The sequence below is a fragment of the Clostridium aceticum genome (assembly GCF_001042715.1).
Lineage (GTDB): Bacteria > Bacillota > Clostridia > Peptostreptococcales > Natronincolaceae > Andreesenella > Andreesenella acetica.
Map to the genome: position 1 here is coordinate 3,533,475 of NZ_CP009687.1, position 16,730 is coordinate 3,550,204.

Consider the following 16,730-nt stretch of genomic DNA (forward strand, 5'->3'; position numbering starts at 1 on the left):
CTCAGGATGACAAAATAACTTTTTCAGTGGTCTCACTAGGTTTCTTCTCTATTTTTTATAATATTCTGTACCCATATTCCATAGTCTTTTTGTAAAATTTTCTTCCTCTTCTGCATCTTCCTTTATAAAAGATAAAATACTTTCTACATCACCTGACATTTTATCTGCTTGATGTAGTATTTGTGCTTCTACCGTCTTAGGCAAAACTGGCGAACCGAACTCTAGGCTTCCATGATGTCCTAATATGCCATTAAGTATCACCAGTTTATCTTCTTCAGGAAAATCGTTTATCTCATGAATAGCATTCAATGTATAGTGAGCGCCTAAAAAAATGTGCCCAATCATCATCCCCTTCTCCGTCAATCCTAGCTCTGGCAATGCTTTGTATTCCATCATTTTCCCCCAATCATGCAGCATTGTCATAACAAATAATCTATCGGTTTGATGTTGTGACAATTTTTTGGTATTAGCCACTGTATTCACAAGTTTTAATACCTCAAGGGTATGATGTAATAGACCGCGATAGAAGTTATGATGTACTTTTCTAGCGGCTGGATAAGTACAAAACTTTTCATAGTACTCTGCTGAAAAGATCATTTTGTCTATAAGCTCTTTCAAATGAGGGGTTTCTATTCTATTCTGAAAGTACTCTAAACCTTTTTTCATACTTTCAAATTCCCAAGGACTAGTAGGAATAAGATCCTTTATAGATACTTTATCACTACTAGCCCTTTCAATATTTCTGATGGTTAATTGCAACTGTCCTCCATACTCCCCCACCTGTCCTTGTATCTGAACAATCTCATGGGGCTGAAAACTTTTAAACTTTTCTTGATTTTCTTCATAATCCCAATACTTGGCTTCCATCATCCTAGATGCATCTTGTATAATAATATCCGCATACTTTTTATCTGTTTTTGTGGTTTTTACTTTAACCTCTGATAGTAATACTACTGCCTCTATGGTTTCATTCAATAGTTTTGAAGATAGATCTTTTAATTGTTTAATATACATAAACATCTCCCCACTTTCTTTTCTACATCATATATTTACATTCTATTTTTCCCTCTTCTTTCCTTTTAAATAATAAAAATAAAAATTATAGGCACCAACTTAATGCAATTATTACCAATTTTTCCTTCAACTGTCATCCTGTATTACCAAATTTTCCTTCAACTGTCATCCTGTATTACCAAATTTTTCTCCAACTGTCATCCTGAGCATAGCGAAGGATCTTGGAGTAACGAAGAATGACAAATTACAGCTTAAATTAACGCTAATAAAATAAAAATTATACTATACTTTTATATTTTATTTGTTTAAAATATAGTTTGCAGGGTAAAAAAATGTATGGGATTATTCTTAAACCTGCAAATATATAAAATAACTTATAAGAATTATAGGAGGAGATAATAATGAATGAAATGACAGCAACAAATTTAAAATCTGCTTTTGGTGGAGAAAGTATGGCTCATATGAGATATTTACAATGGGGTGCAGCAGCGAAAAAAGAAGGTTTTCCAAATGTTGCAAATCTTTTTACTGCAGTAGCTTATGCAGAGCAAGTACATGCAGCAAGTCATTTTAGAGAGTTAAAAAATGAAGTGGGCGATGCTACTGTTACTGCTGGTGCAGGCTTTGGTATGACCAATACTTCTGAAAATCTTCAAGGAGCTATCGATGGTGAAAATCATGAGGTAGGACAAATGTATCCTGCTTTTATTGCTGTAGCTGAATTACAAGGTGAAAAAGGCAGCGTAAGATCCTTCAAATTTGCTATAGAAGCAGAAAAAACCCATGCTGCTTTATTTACAACTGCTAAAGCTGCTGTAGATACTGGCAAAGATTTTGCTGAAAATGCTGTTCATGTCTGTGATGTTTGTGGCTATACTTTAACTGGTGAGTTAGAAAGCGACTGCCCAGTATGCAAAGTAAAAACTGATAAGTTTACAACTTTTAGTACTGAAGGTCACAACTGCGCTTGCTGCTAATTGCTACAAGTATATAAAAATACTTAAAACCCATAGTCTTGCATTAGTTACTTAGTATAACTTAAAAAGGTTGAGGAAAATGAACACTTCCTCAACCTTTTTTATGTCTTTAACTTTACGATACCCTATCTTTTTATACCTATTTTTTCTCCCACATATACTTTTGTTTCAATGCCTTGTTGTGTATTTTCAATAAGATCCCTATCGATTTTTATTCTATTAGGTTGTAAGAAGAGAATAACAGTAGAACCGCCAAATTTAAAGTATCCTTTTTCATCTCCTTTTTTTACAGCCTGATTTGGATGAAAGGTTTGAATAATGGAGCCTACAAAGGTGGCACCCACCTCCACCATCAAAACCTTTCCAAAATTATAAGAATCAAAAACGGTAAATTCCCTTTTGTTTTGACAGTATAAAGAAGTGATTTTCCTTAAAGCTATGGGATTCACTGAATAGTACCCACCAGCAATTTTTGTAGAAGGTTCAGGTACACCCTCGTCAGGGAAATGAAAACGGTGATAGTCAGCTGGGCTTAGCCTGACGGTAATACAGGCTCCGTCTTGATACTCCTCTGCTAATCCTTTATTTCCCAAAAGTTCCTCAAGACAATACTCCTGTCCTTTTATTTGTAATACGTTCTTCGCATGGATGTTTTCATAAGCCATCACTCTACCATCTACAGGAGAAGCAAATACTTTTTCATCCATACATATAGGTCTTACTTCTTTTTTTAATCTTCTTATAAAAAACTCGTTGAAGTTTTTATAGGAGGATGGATCTTCATTTTCTGCTTCCCGCATATCAATATCCAATTCCTTTATAAAGGAAGGAATTTTCCTTCTGCTTATAGGTAAATCCTGTATTTTCCCATAAATAACAGAAAGGAATTTTTTCTTTATCAGTATCTCCAACATACTACTACCTATTTTTGTTTCATGCATCCATCTTAAGTAGCGTCCCCCTGCTACTATTTCTTCTTTCTTTGCCCCTGTTTTTCTATCTATATAATAAATCACTATTTTATCATCCTTCATAATAATTTTTCATATTATTATATCAACAAATTTCTTTTCTTAATAGGGGTCTTTAAAATGATTCAATATTTAAAATATATGCTGCTTCATCACTAAATATATTTATAACTTGACTTGTGCAATTTCTCAGGCTATATCCAGGGAAAATTAAATATATTAAGGGAAAGCATTTGAAAGTATTGTAACAACGCTTAGTGACTGGAAATGAAAAATCCGTTAAAAAATTTGCATGTTTGAGCGTTAGCCAAGTTGCAAATTTTAGGATTTTTCATTGGAAGGAGCTTTAGCGTTGTCAATACTTGAAACTAAATGAACGTATATATTTAATTTTCCCTACTGTATTAAATAATTGCACAACTCAAGTTTATAATTTTCTACTACCTGGCTTTACTAAGGGAAGTTTTCCTTCTTTACAAATAGCACATTCATCAGGGTCATAAGAAATTACTTCTGTAGATAATGCCGCTCTTAGCTTTGTATCAAAATCAATGGTTCCATTACTTCTATCTACTAAAACCGCCACACCTACTACTTCTCCTTCTTGTTCTTTTACGATGTCTATCACTTCTCTAACAGATCCCCCTGTAGTAATAACATCCTCCGCTACTAAAACCCTGGCACCCTTCGGAATACTAAATCCTCTGCGCAAGGTCATTTTGCCGTTTTCCCTTTCTGCAAAAAGGTTTTTGGCTTTTAGCTGTCTCGCCAATTCATAAGAAAAGATAATTCCCCCCATTGCTGGTCCTATAACGATGTCTATTTGATCCTCTTGAAATTCTTCTGCTAAACCCTTTGCTATTTCCGCTGTATATTCTGGATACTGTAATATTTTCGCACATTGCATATATTGGTTACTGTGTCGTCCTGAGGTTAGTAAAAAGTGTCCTTGTAATAACACCTCTGATTTTTCTAAGATTTCTATAACTCTTTCCTTTGTTAACATTTTAAATCCTCCTATTCATATTTAGTTCTATATTAAGGCGACCACAGGTCGCCCCTACAATGTTGCAGTCATCCAATGTAGGGGCGGTCTTCGACCGCCTGTGTGTATTTCACATAAAATATCAATTGTGAACCAATAACATTAAATTCCCACATTTAACTTTCCTCTTATTTCTTCAATACTTTCAAATCCATACTGTTCTAAGTAAGCCTCTATCCCCTCTAATACATCTATAGTAGCCATTGGATTGGTGAAATTCGCCGTTCCTATCGCCACCCCTGTAGCCCCTGCCAATAGAAACTCCACTGCATCTTCCCCTGTCATAATGCCTCCCATGCCTATAATAGGAATATCTACAGCCTGTGCCACTTGATACACCATTCTCACCGCCACTGGTTTGATGGCTGGTCCTGAAAGACCTCCTACTACATTGGCTAAGATTGGCTTTCTTTTATGGATATCTATTGCCATTCCCGTCAAGGTGTTGATTAGAGATAAAGCATCTGCTCCTCCAGCTACAGCGGCTCTGGCTATTTCTGTGACATCTGTTACATTAGGTGTTAACTTTACAATAAGAGGTTGTTTGGTATATTTTTTCACTTCTTTTGTAACATACTCCGCCATTTGTGGGTCTGTACCGAAGCATACACCACCCTCCTTCACATTTGGACAAGAGATATTAAGTTCCAGCATATCGACATCTTCTGAGGCTAGTCTTTCTGCTACTGCACAATATTCCTCCACTGTCTTACCAGCGATATTTACGATAATCTTTGTATCATATTTCCTTAGAAAAGGAATATCTTTTTCTATAAATTCCTCTACACCGGGATTCTGCAAACCGACACTATTTAACATCCCCCCGTAGGTTTCCGCCACTCTAGGGGTAGGATTTCCCTTCCATGCTGTACTAGAAACTCCCTTTACCACCACAGCTCCTAGTTTATTTAAATCTACAAATTCTCCATATTCTCTACCGCTGCCAAAGGTGCCAGAGGCTGTCATCACAGGGTTCTTAAGTTCTATACCTGCTATGTTTATTTTTAAATTAGGTTTCATCATTCCCAAATCACCTCATCCCTTAAGAAAACTGGACCATCTTTGCATACCCTTGTGTTTTCCCAATCATTTGCTTCTTTCTTTGCTGCCTTGCAGGTACATACCAAACAAGCCCCTATGCCACAGGCCATACGCTCCTCTAGAGACAACTCCGCAGGGATCTGTTTTTCCTTCGCCCACTGAGCCACTGCCTTTAACATAGGCTTAGGACCACAGCTATAGATCATATCTGCCTTTAGATCATCTTTTTCCAATAACTGCAATACATTACCCTTATGACCATGGGAACCATCTTCTGTAGCTACATAAACCTTAGCTCCAAGATTCTCAAAGTCCTCTACTAAAATTGGATTGCATCGAAACCCTAAATACACGCTGGTATTTCCCTTTAAATGTTTTACCAACTCCACCAATGGCGGGGCTCCAATACCTCCCCCTATGACAATATTTTCTCTTGTCTTTCCGTCTATTGTAAATCCATTTCCCAAGGGACCTAAGACTTTTACTTCGTCATTTGCCTGCATTTTTGATAGTTTTTTCGTACCTTCTCCTACAACAGCGTAAATCAATCTTGTCGTGGCTTCTTCTCGATTTATTTCGCAAATACTAATAGGTCTTGGCAATAAATGTCGTCCATCTTCACAATACAGATTTACAAATTTCCCGGGAAAACCCTCTATCGTTAATTCTTTCGACAATAATATCATTTCATAAATTTGAGGAACAATCTCTCTATTGCTTAAGATTTTTACCTTTCCTATAGTTTTCATGCAATTCCTCCTAAATCTACAATATCAACTTCTTCTATGGTAATATTGCTTTCCATGATCTCTAACATGGCCTTTACTGTATCTAAAGATGTCAATACATTCACAGAAGTCTCTAAAGCGGTTCTTCGAATTCTAAACCCGTCTCTTTTTGCATCATGTCCTCTTGTAGGTGTATTGATTACCAATTCTACCATGCCACTTCGAATGGCATCTAATATATTGGGTACCCCTTCACTGATTTTTTTAACTTCAGTGGTAGGAATTTGATGTTTTTCTAAGAAGTTTTTCGTCCCTTCTGTTGCCATGAAGGCATAACCTTCTTCAGCAAAGCGTCTTCCTAATTCAACAAATTCTTCTTTGTCATAATCCTTCAAGGTGACTAAAATTTTTCCTTCTTTTTTCGGCATTTTTATACCTGCTGCTATAAAACCTTTATATAGTGCCTCTGTCAATGTCTTTCCTATTCCTAAAACTTCTCCTGTAGATTTCATTTCCGGCCCCAGACTCATCTCCACTAGCGGTAGTTTTTCTGTAGAAAACACGGGTACCTTTACGGCTACTAATTCTGCCTCTGGATAAACCCCGGTGCCATAACCAAGTTCCTCCAGTTTTTCTCCCAGCATCGCCTTAGTGGCAAGAGCAATCATCGGTACCCCTGTTACTTTGCTAATAAAAGGTACTGTTCTACTGGAGCGTGGATTTACTTCGATGACATAGACTTCCTTCTGAAACTCTACAAACTGTATATTGATCATTCCCTTTACCTTTAAAGCTATGGCAATGGATTTTGTGTAATCTAAAATTTTGTTTTTGATTTCTTGAGAGACGTTTTGGCTAGGATAGATGGATATACTGTCTCCTGAATGTACGCCAGCCCTTTCCAGATGTTCCATAATGCCAGGAATCAATATTTCTTCCCCATCACATATAGCATCTACCTCTATTTCTCTTCCTATTAAATAACGGTCGATGAGAACGGGGTTTTTAGTGTCTCGAATAAAAGCTTCCTTTAAGTATCTTTTTAATTCTTCTTCTTCATAGGTAATTTCCATCCCCTGACCTCCTAATACATAGGAAGGTCGCACCAACACAGGGTAGCCTACCTTTTCGGCTTCTTTGATCCCTTGTTCTACCGATGTTACTGTCTTACCCTGTGGTCTAGGTATATTTAATCTTTCCATTAAATCATCGAATTTTTCCCGATCTTCTGCTGTGTCAATCTCTTCTGGTTTTGTACCTAAGATAGGTATGTTCATCTCTCTAAGGAATTTTGCTAATTTGATAGCGGTTTGTCCACCAAATTGTAGTATCACACCCTCTGGTTTTTCTTTTTCGACAATGTTTAGTACATCTTCTTCTGTCAAAGGCTCAAAATATAGTTTGTCCGAGATATTGAAGTCAGTACTTACGGTTTCAGGATTGTTGTTTACAATAATGGTCTCTATGCCAGCCTCCCTTAAGGCTAAAATACTGTGGACAGAACAGTAGTCAAATTCTATACCCTGTCCTATTCTTATGGGCCCAGAACCAATCACCATTACTTTTTTCCTATCACTTGTCTCTACTTCATCGATTTCATCATAGGTGGAATAATAGTAAGGGGATACTGCTTCAAACTCTCCTCCACAGGTATCTACCATCTTATAAACTGGCTTCATGTTCCACTTGCATCTTCTGCGATAGACCTCTTGAGGATTACAGCTTACTAAGTCCCCAATTCCTTTATCTGAGAATCCTTTTCGTTTTAATACCTTCATCCAAGCTTCTGTTATATCTTCAAGATCTACTTCCTTTAGTTTCTTTTCTTCTACTACGATCCCCATTATTTTTTCCATAAAGAATCTGTCTATGCCGGTGATCTCACATACTTTTTCTGCTCTATAATTTCTCCTCAGCATTTCTGCTATATCGAAGATTCTTTCATCATTAGGTGTCACAACACTTTTCTTTAATTCTTCGATGGTCTTTTCTTTAGAGGATTTCCTCTCTAGGGTATACTGCCCTATTTCCAAGGAACGTATCCCCTTTAACAGTGCCGCCTCAAAGGTGTTGCCGATAGCCATAATTTCCCCTGTTGCCATCATTTTTGTTCCTAAGGTTCTATTGGCACTGTGGAATTTATCAAATGGCCATTTAGGGATTTTTACAACAACATAGTCCAGCGTTGGTTCAAAACAAGCATAGGTTTTTTCTGTTACTGCATTTTTTATCTCATCTAAGCCATAACCAAGAGCAATTTTAGCAGCTACCCTAGCTATAGGATAGCCAGTTACCTTAGAAGCTAGAGCTGAAGAACGACTTACCCTAGGATTGATTTCTATGACTGCGTACTCAAAACTCTTAGGATCTAAAGCAAATTGTACATTACATCCCCCTTCTATTTCAATGGCATTGATAATATCGATGGATGCAGTTCTTAACATTTGATATTCCTTATCAGAAAGGGTTTGAGAGGGAGCCACGACAATACTATCACCGGTATGAATCCCCACTGGGTCAATATTTTCCATATTACATACAGTGATGCAATTGCCGTTTTTATCCCGCATTACCTCGTATTCAATTTCCTTCCAACCCTTGATACTTTTCTCCAATAGTACCTGTCCAACTCTACTCATCTGTAAACCTGAAGTTAAAATTTCCTTCAGTTCTACCTCATTGTCGGCTATACCACCGCCAGTACCACCAAGGGTATAGGCTGGTCTTACAATCACAGGGTAGCCAACTTTATTGGCAAATTCAAGCCCGCCTTCTAGGGTTGTGATGATTTCACTTTCTACTACCGGCTGCTTGATTTCCTCCATCAACGCTTTAAAGATTTCTCTATCTTCTCCCTTTTTGATGGATTCAATAGGGGTACCTATGATATTTACATTATATTTTTCTAATATGCCTTGATCATAAAGTTCTACTGCAAGATTTAGTCCTGTTTGTCCCCCCATGCCTACCAACAGACTATCAGGTTTTTCCTTGGCAATTACTTTTTCTACAAAGTCAAGGGTCAGTGGTTCTATATAGATTTTATCTGCTACTTCTCTATCTGTCATGATGGTGGCAGGATTGCTGTTGATCAGTACAACTTCTATTCCTTCTTCTTTTAACGCACCACAGGCCTGAGTGCCTGCATAGTCAAACTCTGCTGCTTGACCTATAATGATAGGACCTGATCCGATTACTAATACTTTCTTTATGCTATAGTCTCTTGGCATTTGTATTCCCCCTCTAAAACTTCCATAAATTTATCAAATATATATGCTGTGTCCTGTGGTCCTGGAGATGCTTCAGGGTGAAACTGTACGCTGAATATAGGTAGATGTTTATGCTGCATTCCTTCTATGGTATTATCATTTAAATTGATATGGGTAACGATGATATCTTTTGGTTGGTTTTCCTTCTTGACCACATAACCATGATTTTGTGAAGTGATATAAACCTTGTTGTTCATAATATCCTTCACAGGATGATTACAGCCACGGTGACCAAACTTGAGTTTTTCTGTATCTCCTCCCAAGCTCAGTGCCAAAAGCTGATGCCCTAAACAAATTCCAACGATAGGTTTTTTCCCTATGAGTTTTTTTATGGTCTCAATGGTGCCTGTCAGAGCCTTGGGGTCCCCAGGACCATTGGATAAGAAGATGCCATCTGGATTGATCTTTAAAATTTCTTCTGCTGTTGCTGCGGCTGGAAAAATTGTCATTTTACAGTTTCTTTTCTTAAAAGATCTTATGATATTTTCCTTAATGCCAAAATCCATCATAGCAATATGCTTCCCTGTACCTTCTATGGTACGGATCTCCTCTGTTGTCACCTGCTGTACTGCATCATCATTGTGAAATGCCTCTAATTTCTCATGGATCATTTCTTCCTTTAAGTCTTCAGTGGTTATTATACCCTTCATGGTTCCATAATTTCTAAGAATTTTTGTTAAAGCTCTTGTATCTATTCCTTCCAGTCCCATGACCTTTGCTTCTTTTAAATAACCATCTAAATCCATTTCACAACGCCAGTTGCTAGGCACAGTGGCTCTTTCCCTCACAATAAATCCCTTTACTTTTGGAGAAGAGGATTCTACGTCCTCTAGGTTAATACCGTAGTTTCCAATAAGCGGGTAAGTCATGACTACCATTTGCCCAAAGTAAGAAGGATCTGTAAGGATTTCCTGATATCCTGTCATACCTGTATTGAAAACTACTTCTCCTACAGCTTCTTTTATATATCCAAAGGCTTTCCCTTCAAAAACAGTGCCATTTTCTAAAATCAATTTTGCCTTCATATACTTCGCCCCTTTTTTTAATCTTATTATCAAATACTTTACTGGGTTAAGCCCCCAATTCTATAAGTGGGCTTTGAATCAGGTGGTATAGCGTCTCCATCTGATTCCCCGATCTTCAGCTTTAGCTTGAGGAGTTCATTTATCTGAAAATCTGCTGTAAGTCTTCCTTCATATCTAATGCAGCTTCTCTTGCTGCTAGGTAAAATTCTTTTTCAGTAAACTTTGACTGATAAGGTTGTTTTTGGTGGGCTGCGATGATTCCTCTGGAGGAATTGATGATTGCCCCTAATCCATCTTGATTAAAATATCCTTTTAAGTCTTTAGCAGTGGCTCCCTGTGCACCATATCCCGGCACCAAGAAATAAGTCTTAGGCATGATACCTCGAAGCTTTTCTGCCTGCTGCGGATGGGTAGCTCCTACTACTGCCCCTATGGCACTATAGCCTCTTTTTCCTATCAGAGATTGCCCCCATTGGTCTACCATTTTCCCTACCCTTTCATAAAGTTTTTCTCCACCTACATCTAGGTCTTGTATTTCTCCACTATTTGGGTTGGAGGTCTTTACTAGAATAAACAGACCTTTATCATAATTTTTACAGTGTTCCATATAAGGATCGATGGAATCAGAACCAAGATAAGGATTTAAGGTGATGCAGTCTTGTTGATAAACGGTATAGCTTTCTTCCTCCACCTTCACTTTTCCTATGTGTCCATCTGCGTAGGCTTCAGCCGTTGAAGTGATATCACTTCTTTTAATATCGCCTATCACCATCAAGCCCTTTTCTTTTGCGTACTGAAGGGTATCTATATAAGCCTGCATGCCTTCTGCTCCATATTGTTCATACATGGCAACCTGAGGCTTTACCGCTGGTACAATATCATGAATTCCATCAATAATCTTTTTATTGAATTCTAGAAAAGCTTTTGCTGCTGCCTTAGGGGTTTTTCCATAATTACGATAGGCTTCTTCCTTGATATATTGAGGTACAAAACTTAATCTAGGGTCTAATCCTACTACTGTAGGGTTTTGTGTTTTTTCAATTTTTGCTATTAATCGATCGATCATATTTTTTGGCCTCCTTCTATTAAACTACCATTTTCCACAACGATATTTCCTTCTACAATCGTATACTTTACTTTTCCTTTTACCTTTTTCCCATGAAACGGTGTATTCTTTGCCTTTGAAACAAACTGGTTTTTATCTATGCTATAGAGCTCCTCAGGATCTATGATGGTGATGTCTGCCATTTTTCCAATACCTAAAGTTCCTCTGTCTATTCCCAATAATTTTGCAGGATTACTGCTCATCAATTCAATCATCTGCATTGGTGTTAAAATTCCTTCCTCTACTAACTCTGTTATAGTTAAAGCCACAGCAGTTTCAAGCCCCACAATTCCAAAGGCCGCCTTCTCATAAGAAGTATTTTTATCTTTTTCGTGGTGGGGTGCATGGTCCGTAGCAATCATATCTATGGTTCCATTTCTTAATGCTTCTTTGATGGCCTCTACATCCTCTTGGCTTCTTAATGGGGGGTTCATCTTGGTATTGGTATCCTCTGCTGTCACTACTTCTTCTGTCAGAGCAAAGTGGTGGGGACATACCTCTGCTGTCACAAACACCCCTTCCTCCTTTCCTTTTTTAAGGATTTCTACTGTTCCTTTTGTACTAATATGGCAAAGATGAAGTTTGGCACCTCTATCTTTTGCCAGTGCAATATCTCTGGCAGCAATTACTTCTTCAGAAGCACCAGGTATTCCTTGAATCCCCAACTCCCTAGAGCGCTTTCCCTCATTCATCGCCCCTTGACCTGCAAGAGCATGATCCTCACAATGAGAAAACACTGGTATATTTAATTCTGCCGCCAATTTTAATGCTTCCCCCATAAGGAGGGGATTCATCACCGTCTTACCATCTTCACTAATGCCGCATATTCCTTTTTGCACCATTTCTTTTATCTCTGCTAATTCTTCCCCTAACTGTCCTTTTGTTATGGTCCCTATAGGAAGCACCTTCACCACAGCCTCTTTAGAAGCCTTATCAAAGATAAAATCTACAATCTCAATGCTATCTATCACAGGGTTTGTATTAGGCATACAGCATATGGTGGTAAATCCCCCAGTCGCTGCACTTTTGCTCCCTGTTTCTATGGTTTCTTTATACTCAAATCCAGGTTCTCTTAAATGTACATGTACATCAATCAGACCCGGCACTACCCAGCAACCTTTAGCATCAACTATCTTCTGCGCTGTCACCTCTATGTTTTTTGCGACAGCAGCAATCTTGTGGTCCTTTATAAGTACATCCTTCACTTCATCAATATTTGCTATTGGATCTATCACCCTACCATTTTTTATCAGTAAACTCATTTTAAACACTCCTTTGGTTTTTCTTACTTTTATTTATCTTAACCAGAATTCTAAATAAAAAGGCAAGTGCACAACAAAAAGGACAATAAAGAGATTATTATCTTACCAATAATCTTTTTATTGCCCTTAATTTACTTAAGCATATATAAAAATAAGAAATAGCAACAGCAACACAAAATGGTTTGTTTTGTGCTTTTTTCCTAGTGGTACTGTCTAATTTTTTAGCTTCCTGTAATACTGCATCACAAAAAAGTCCAAATGTATAAGTCATTTTTACTCATCCTTTCTGGTCTCACAGGACCAATTTAAAGGTTTCTATTACCTTGCATTTTAATGTATGTTATCATATCCTTATCTGACTGTCAATGTAAAAATTTAGTATTCTTTTAATATTTCCTTCAAATTATTTCTTGAAATCAAGGCTTTCATCACTGGTCGAACTTCTAAAATAAAAGATGTATCAATGTCTTTTAACAAATTAAAATAATACGGAAAATGTATCTTGCCTTCCCCGATCACTTGATGATCCTGTGTGCCGTTATGATCATGAATATGACAGTTTCCTATATAGCTTAAATTTTTCAAGAAAAAGGCTTCATTCTCTTGTTGCCCATAAGAATGACCTATATCCCATGTAAGGTAGAGATTTCCTTGAGGCAGTAGTTCCTCTAATACACTCTTTACCATATCATTAAATTTTCCTACATTTTCAACACAGGGCATAATTTTGCCGATGGCATAATCTCTCAGTTCTATAAGACTTTCCTTTAACAGCTCTGCAAAATCATCTGCAAAGATATGCTGTAGATAGATCTTTTTATCTGTCTGAGTAAAGCATACAGAGTCTCCGCAGTGGAAGGTGATTTTTCTACCTCCTATTTCTGCAGCAAAATCAATACATTCCTTTAATCGCGCTAATCCTGCTTTTCGAACTACAGAATGGAGATGGTACAGAGGAATGTCCTCTGGAGCATGAAAGCTCAAGGTAATTCCTTCTTTCTCTACTATTTTCTTAATTTCCCCTCTTTGCTGCTGATCATACTTCTCTGGAAAAAAGCAGGGACATTTAAGTTGATCTCTATAGCAGAGAACTCATTGTTTTTAGCAAATTCTATGGCTGTAAAAATACTTTCTTCTCCTAAAGTTGCGGCATAACCTATTCTACTTAATATATTTTCACCCTTCACCCATCCATCACTCCTAATAATATACTATTTTCATTAGCGTTAACCTAAACCATAATTTGTCATCCTTATTCCAAGATCCTTCGCTACGCTCAGGAAGACAATTCGACAAAATTTTGGAAATAATTGTATTAAGTTAACGTTTATGATACTATTTTATAAATAAGCAACTAAAAAGCTTAACAAAATATATAGCCCCCAAAAGGGTATATTTTGTTAAGCTATAATTATTTTTAACTTAATAAACCCTTTAATTTTTCACAGATAGCATCCCCTACTTCATGGGTTTTCGCACTTCCCTTTAAGTCAGGAGTAAGACTTTTTCCCTCCAAAAGCACCTGTGTAATCGCTTCAATGATTGCTTCTGTATCTTCATCCTCCAGTAGGAAGTCCAGCATCATTTTCACTGTCCAAACCATCGCAATAGGATTCGCCATTCCCTTATCTTTTATATCAGGAGCTGATCCATGTACTGGTTCAAACATTGAAGGGAATTCTTTTTCTAAGTTTAGATTGGCACTGGCGGCAAAACCTAGTCCCCCCTGTAGTGCTGCCCCTAAGTCGGTAATGATATCTCCAAACAAATTAGAAGCCACCAGTACATCAAAGCTTTCTGGTCTTTGAAGGAAGTACATGGATACAGCATCTACATGATTGGTTTCTGTTGCGATTTCTGGATAATTTGCAGCGATTTCTTTAAAGATTTTATCCCAGAAAACCATACTATAATTTAGAGCATTAGATTTAGTAACATTGGTTACTTTATTAAATTTATTTCGTTTTTGAGCCACTTTAAAAGCATAATCCATTACTTTTTCAGTATTTTTTCTAGTAAATACTGCTGTTTGTATAGCCGTTTCCTCTGGTCTGTCTGGGAAACGAATTCCACCTACACCTGAGTATTCACCTTCAACATTTTCTCGGATTACAACAAAATCAATATCCTCTGGACCCTTATCCTTCAAAGGACAAGGTGCTCCCGGTAAAAGCTTTATTGGTCTTAAATTAATGTATTGATTAAACTCTTGGCGAATTTTCAGTAGCAATCCATGAAGCGAGATATGATCTGCCACTGAAGGATATCCCACTGCCCCCAGAAGAATAGCGTCAAAACCCTTTAGTACTTCTATACCATCTACATCCATCATATTTCCTGTTTTCAGATAATATTCGCATCCCCACGGAAAGTATGTATATTCAAACTGAATATTTCCTTTAATGGCAGCAAAGGCATCTAAAACCTTTACTCCCTCCGCTGTAACTTCGTTACCAATGCCATCCCCTGGTATAACGGCTATTTTAAGTGTCTTCATTCTACGTCCTCCCTCTTCACTCTACAATTTTAAGAAATTGATCTTTAAAATACCTTCTACATTGCCAATAAGGTTTAAGGTTTCTTTTTTCACATCTGAATCAACTGTTAAGAACATCATCGCCTGTTGTACTTTAAAATTTCTGCTTACCTGCATTGTGGCGATATTTACTTTGCTTGCTCCCAATAGGGTTCCGATCTGCCCAATCATACCGGGCTTGTCCATATTATTTGCTACCAACATATAAGGTGTAGGGGTTACATCAAACTCAAAACCATTCACATCTACAATCCTTAAATCCCTTTTAGCAAATACTGTTCCTGCTGTTGTAAAAGTCTTATCCTTAGATACGATATTTAGTCGAATCAAGTTCATATGAGAACCATTTACTGTTTTCTTGCTTTCTGTAACGCTAATGCCTCTATTTTGTGCAATCAATCTGGCATTTACATAGTTTACTCTTTCCTTTAGAATCGGTTCAAAAATTCCCTTTAATACTGCCAAAGTTACTGCTGTTGTTTCCATCTCAGCTACTGTACCACTATAAATAATCTCTATCCTTTCAATAGCATCCTTCTCCAATTGATGATATAACTTTCCTAAAACCTCTCCTAATTGCAGATAAGCCGTTAATGCTTCTAGTTCTTGATGCTGCAAAGTAGGAAGATTCACGGCATTTGGTACCATTTCTCCCTTCAATGCACTTATTACTTCATGAGCAATGGTCACTCCTACATTGTTTTGTGCCTCCACTGTATCTGCTCCTAAGTGAGGGGTAATAATTACATTATCCAAGTCCAGTAAAGGTGATGTGGTATTTGGCTCATCTACTAGTACGTCTATACCTGCACTGGCTACAATACCTTCTTTAATTCCCCACACTAAACCATCTTCGCTAATGATTCCACCTCTAGCACAGTTTACTACCCGTACACCTTTTTTAGCAGCTTTAAACTCTTTTTCTCCAATCATTCCTAACGTTTCTTCAGTTTTTGGCGTATGTACTGTGATAAAATCAGCTTCTTTTACTAAATCCTCTAGCTTTTCTTTTTTCTCTACCCCAAACTTTTCAAATCGTTCATCAGTAATGTAGGGATCATAAGCGATCACCTTCATACCAAAAGATTGCATCCTTGTTGCTACTAAAGAACCTATTCTTCCTAAACCTATCACACCTAAGGTTTTTCCCAACAACTCTACTCCCTTAAAACCACTTCGATCCCAATTTCTATTTTTAATAAAAGTATTGGCTTGTGGTATATTTCTACAAGATGCTATCAAAAGACCTATAGTATGTTCTGCTGCAGATACTGTATTGGCTTCCGGCGTATTTACTACGATGATACCCCTTTTCGTAGCCCCCTCCATATCAATATTATCTACACCATTACCTGCCCTGCCTACTACCTTTAGATTTGTAGCATGTTGATAAAACTCCTCATTAATTTTGGTAACACTTCGAACAACAATAGCGTCATAATTTTTTATAATAGTTAATAATTTATCTCTTTCAATGCCTAATTCCACATCTACATGCATTCCTGATGCTTTAAGTGCCTCGATCCCTTTTTCAGCAATCTTTTCTGTCACTAATATTTTATTCATAAGAAATTCCTCCTTATTTTTCATGATAATAATAAAAGCCCCCGTACTTGGCGTAATAAGCCAAGGACGAGAGCTATACTCACGTGGTGCCACCTTGTTTTGTCATAGACTATGACCTTCTATTAGATAACGGTATCAACCGGATCGGGTTCTTATTCCCCGTCTGCTTAAGAGTGGATTCAACAGTTTCC

Annotated in this window: 15 protein-coding genes and 1 other annotated feature (1 of these 16 only partly in view); of the genes, 1 reads left to right on the plus strand and 14 read right to left on the minus strand. The window is 37.3% G+C overall.

The window, feature by feature from the left end; all coding sequences use genetic code 11:
* Window positions 1-48 precede the first annotated feature (48 nt).
* Complete coding sequence (locus CACET_RS16275; RefSeq protein WP_044824217.1) at window positions 49-1,014, minus strand: 3'-5' exoribonuclease YhaM family protein; 966 nt, start codon at window positions 1,012-1,014, stop codon at window positions 49-51.
* A 401-nt stretch (window positions 1,015-1,415) separates the two neighbouring features.
* On the opposite strand from CACET_RS16275, the gene CACET_RS16280 reads away from it, so the two are divergent.
* Window positions 1,416-1,991 (plus strand): rubrerythrin family protein, encoded by a 576-nt coding sequence (locus tag CACET_RS16280; RefSeq protein WP_044824218.1) that lies wholly within the window; start codon window positions 1,416-1,418, stop codon window positions 1,989-1,991.
* Between the two features lie 125 nt (window positions 1,992-2,116).
* On the opposite strand, the gene CACET_RS16285 is transcribed toward CACET_RS16280, so the two are convergent.
* From CACET_RS16285 to serA, 13 genes are all read right to left on the minus strand, one after another.
* Window positions 2,117-3,025 (minus strand): phosphatidylserine decarboxylase, encoded by a 909-nt coding sequence (locus tag CACET_RS16285; RefSeq protein ID WP_144414796.1) that lies wholly within the window; start codon window positions 3,023-3,025, stop codon window positions 2,117-2,119.
* Between the two features lie 364 nt (window positions 3,026-3,389).
* Window positions 3,390-3,968, minus strand: a complete 579-nt coding sequence (gene pyrE, locus CACET_RS16290; protein WP_044824220.1) for an orotate phosphoribosyltransferase — start codon at window positions 3,966-3,968, stop codon at window positions 3,390-3,392.
* A gap of 141 nt (window positions 3,969-4,109) precedes the next feature.
* Window positions 4,110-5,030, minus strand: a complete 921-nt coding sequence (locus tag CACET_RS16295) for a dihydroorotate dehydrogenase (RefSeq protein WP_044824221.1) — start codon at window positions 5,028-5,030, stop codon at window positions 4,110-4,112.
* Window positions 5,027-5,797, minus strand: coding sequence for a dihydroorotate dehydrogenase electron transfer subunit (locus CACET_RS16300; RefSeq protein ID WP_044824222.1), 771 nt, complete (start codon window positions 5,795-5,797; stop codon window positions 5,027-5,029). The genes CACET_RS16295 and CACET_RS16300 overlap by 4 nt, the downstream gene beginning before the upstream one ends.
* Entirely contained in the window at window positions 5,794-9,006 is a 3,213-nt protein-coding gene (gene carB / locus CACET_RS16305) for a carbamoyl-phosphate synthase large subunit (protein ID WP_044824223.1), read from the minus strand. The genes CACET_RS16300 and carB overlap by 4 nt, the downstream gene beginning before the upstream one ends.
* The gene (locus CACET_RS16310) at window positions 8,985-10,070 is read right to left on the minus strand and encodes a carbamoyl phosphate synthase small subunit (RefSeq protein WP_044824224.1); all 1,086 of its coding nucleotides are present in this window, start codon (window positions 10,068-10,070) and stop codon (window positions 8,985-8,987) included. The genes carB and CACET_RS16310 overlap by 22 nt, the downstream gene beginning before the upstream one ends.
* Window positions 10,071-10,209: 139 nt before the next feature.
* Window positions 10,210-11,136 carry an orotidine-5'-phosphate decarboxylase gene (gene pyrF, locus CACET_RS16315; RefSeq protein ID WP_044824225.1) on the minus strand — a complete coding sequence of 309 codons (927 nt, stop codon included), beginning with the start codon at window positions 11,134-11,136 and terminating at the stop codon, window positions 10,210-10,212.
* Window positions 11,133-12,437, minus strand: a complete 1,305-nt coding sequence (locus CACET_RS16320) for a dihydroorotase (RefSeq protein WP_044824226.1) — start codon at window positions 12,435-12,437, stop codon at window positions 11,133-11,135. The genes pyrF and CACET_RS16320 overlap by 4 nt, the downstream gene beginning before the upstream one ends.
* A 97-nt stretch (window positions 12,438-12,534) precedes the next feature.
* Window positions 12,535-12,708: a hypothetical protein gene (locus tag CACET_RS20620; protein ID WP_158386117.1), complete on the minus strand. Its 174-nt coding sequence runs from the start codon at window positions 12,706-12,708 to the stop codon at window positions 12,535-12,537.
* A gap of 104 nt (window positions 12,709-12,812) precedes the next feature.
* On the minus strand, window positions 12,813-13,454 hold the full coding sequence (locus CACET_RS16325) for a sugar phosphate isomerase/epimerase family protein (RefSeq protein WP_242849936.1): 642 nt from the start codon (window positions 13,452-13,454) through the stop codon (window positions 12,813-12,815).
* A complete protein-coding gene (locus CACET_RS21005; protein WP_242849918.1) occupies window positions 13,442-13,624 on the minus strand; it encodes a hypothetical protein in 183 nt (60 codons plus the stop codon). The genes CACET_RS16325 and CACET_RS21005 overlap by 13 nt, the downstream gene beginning before the upstream one ends.
* Before the next feature lie 230 nt (window positions 13,625-13,854).
* The gene (locus tag CACET_RS16330) at window positions 13,855-14,934 is read right to left on the minus strand and encodes a tartrate dehydrogenase (protein ID WP_044824227.1); all 1,080 of its coding nucleotides are present in this window, start codon (window positions 14,932-14,934) and stop codon (window positions 13,855-13,857) included.
* 21 nt (window positions 14,935-14,955) lie between these two features.
* The gene (gene serA, locus CACET_RS16335) at window positions 14,956-16,539 is read right to left on the minus strand and encodes a phosphoglycerate dehydrogenase (protein WP_044824228.1); all 1,584 of its coding nucleotides are present in this window, start codon (window positions 16,537-16,539) and stop codon (window positions 14,956-14,958) included.
* 59 nt (window positions 16,540-16,598) lie between these two features.
* Window positions 16,599-16,730: a binding site (T-box leader), on the minus strand; it runs 73 nt beyond the window's last position.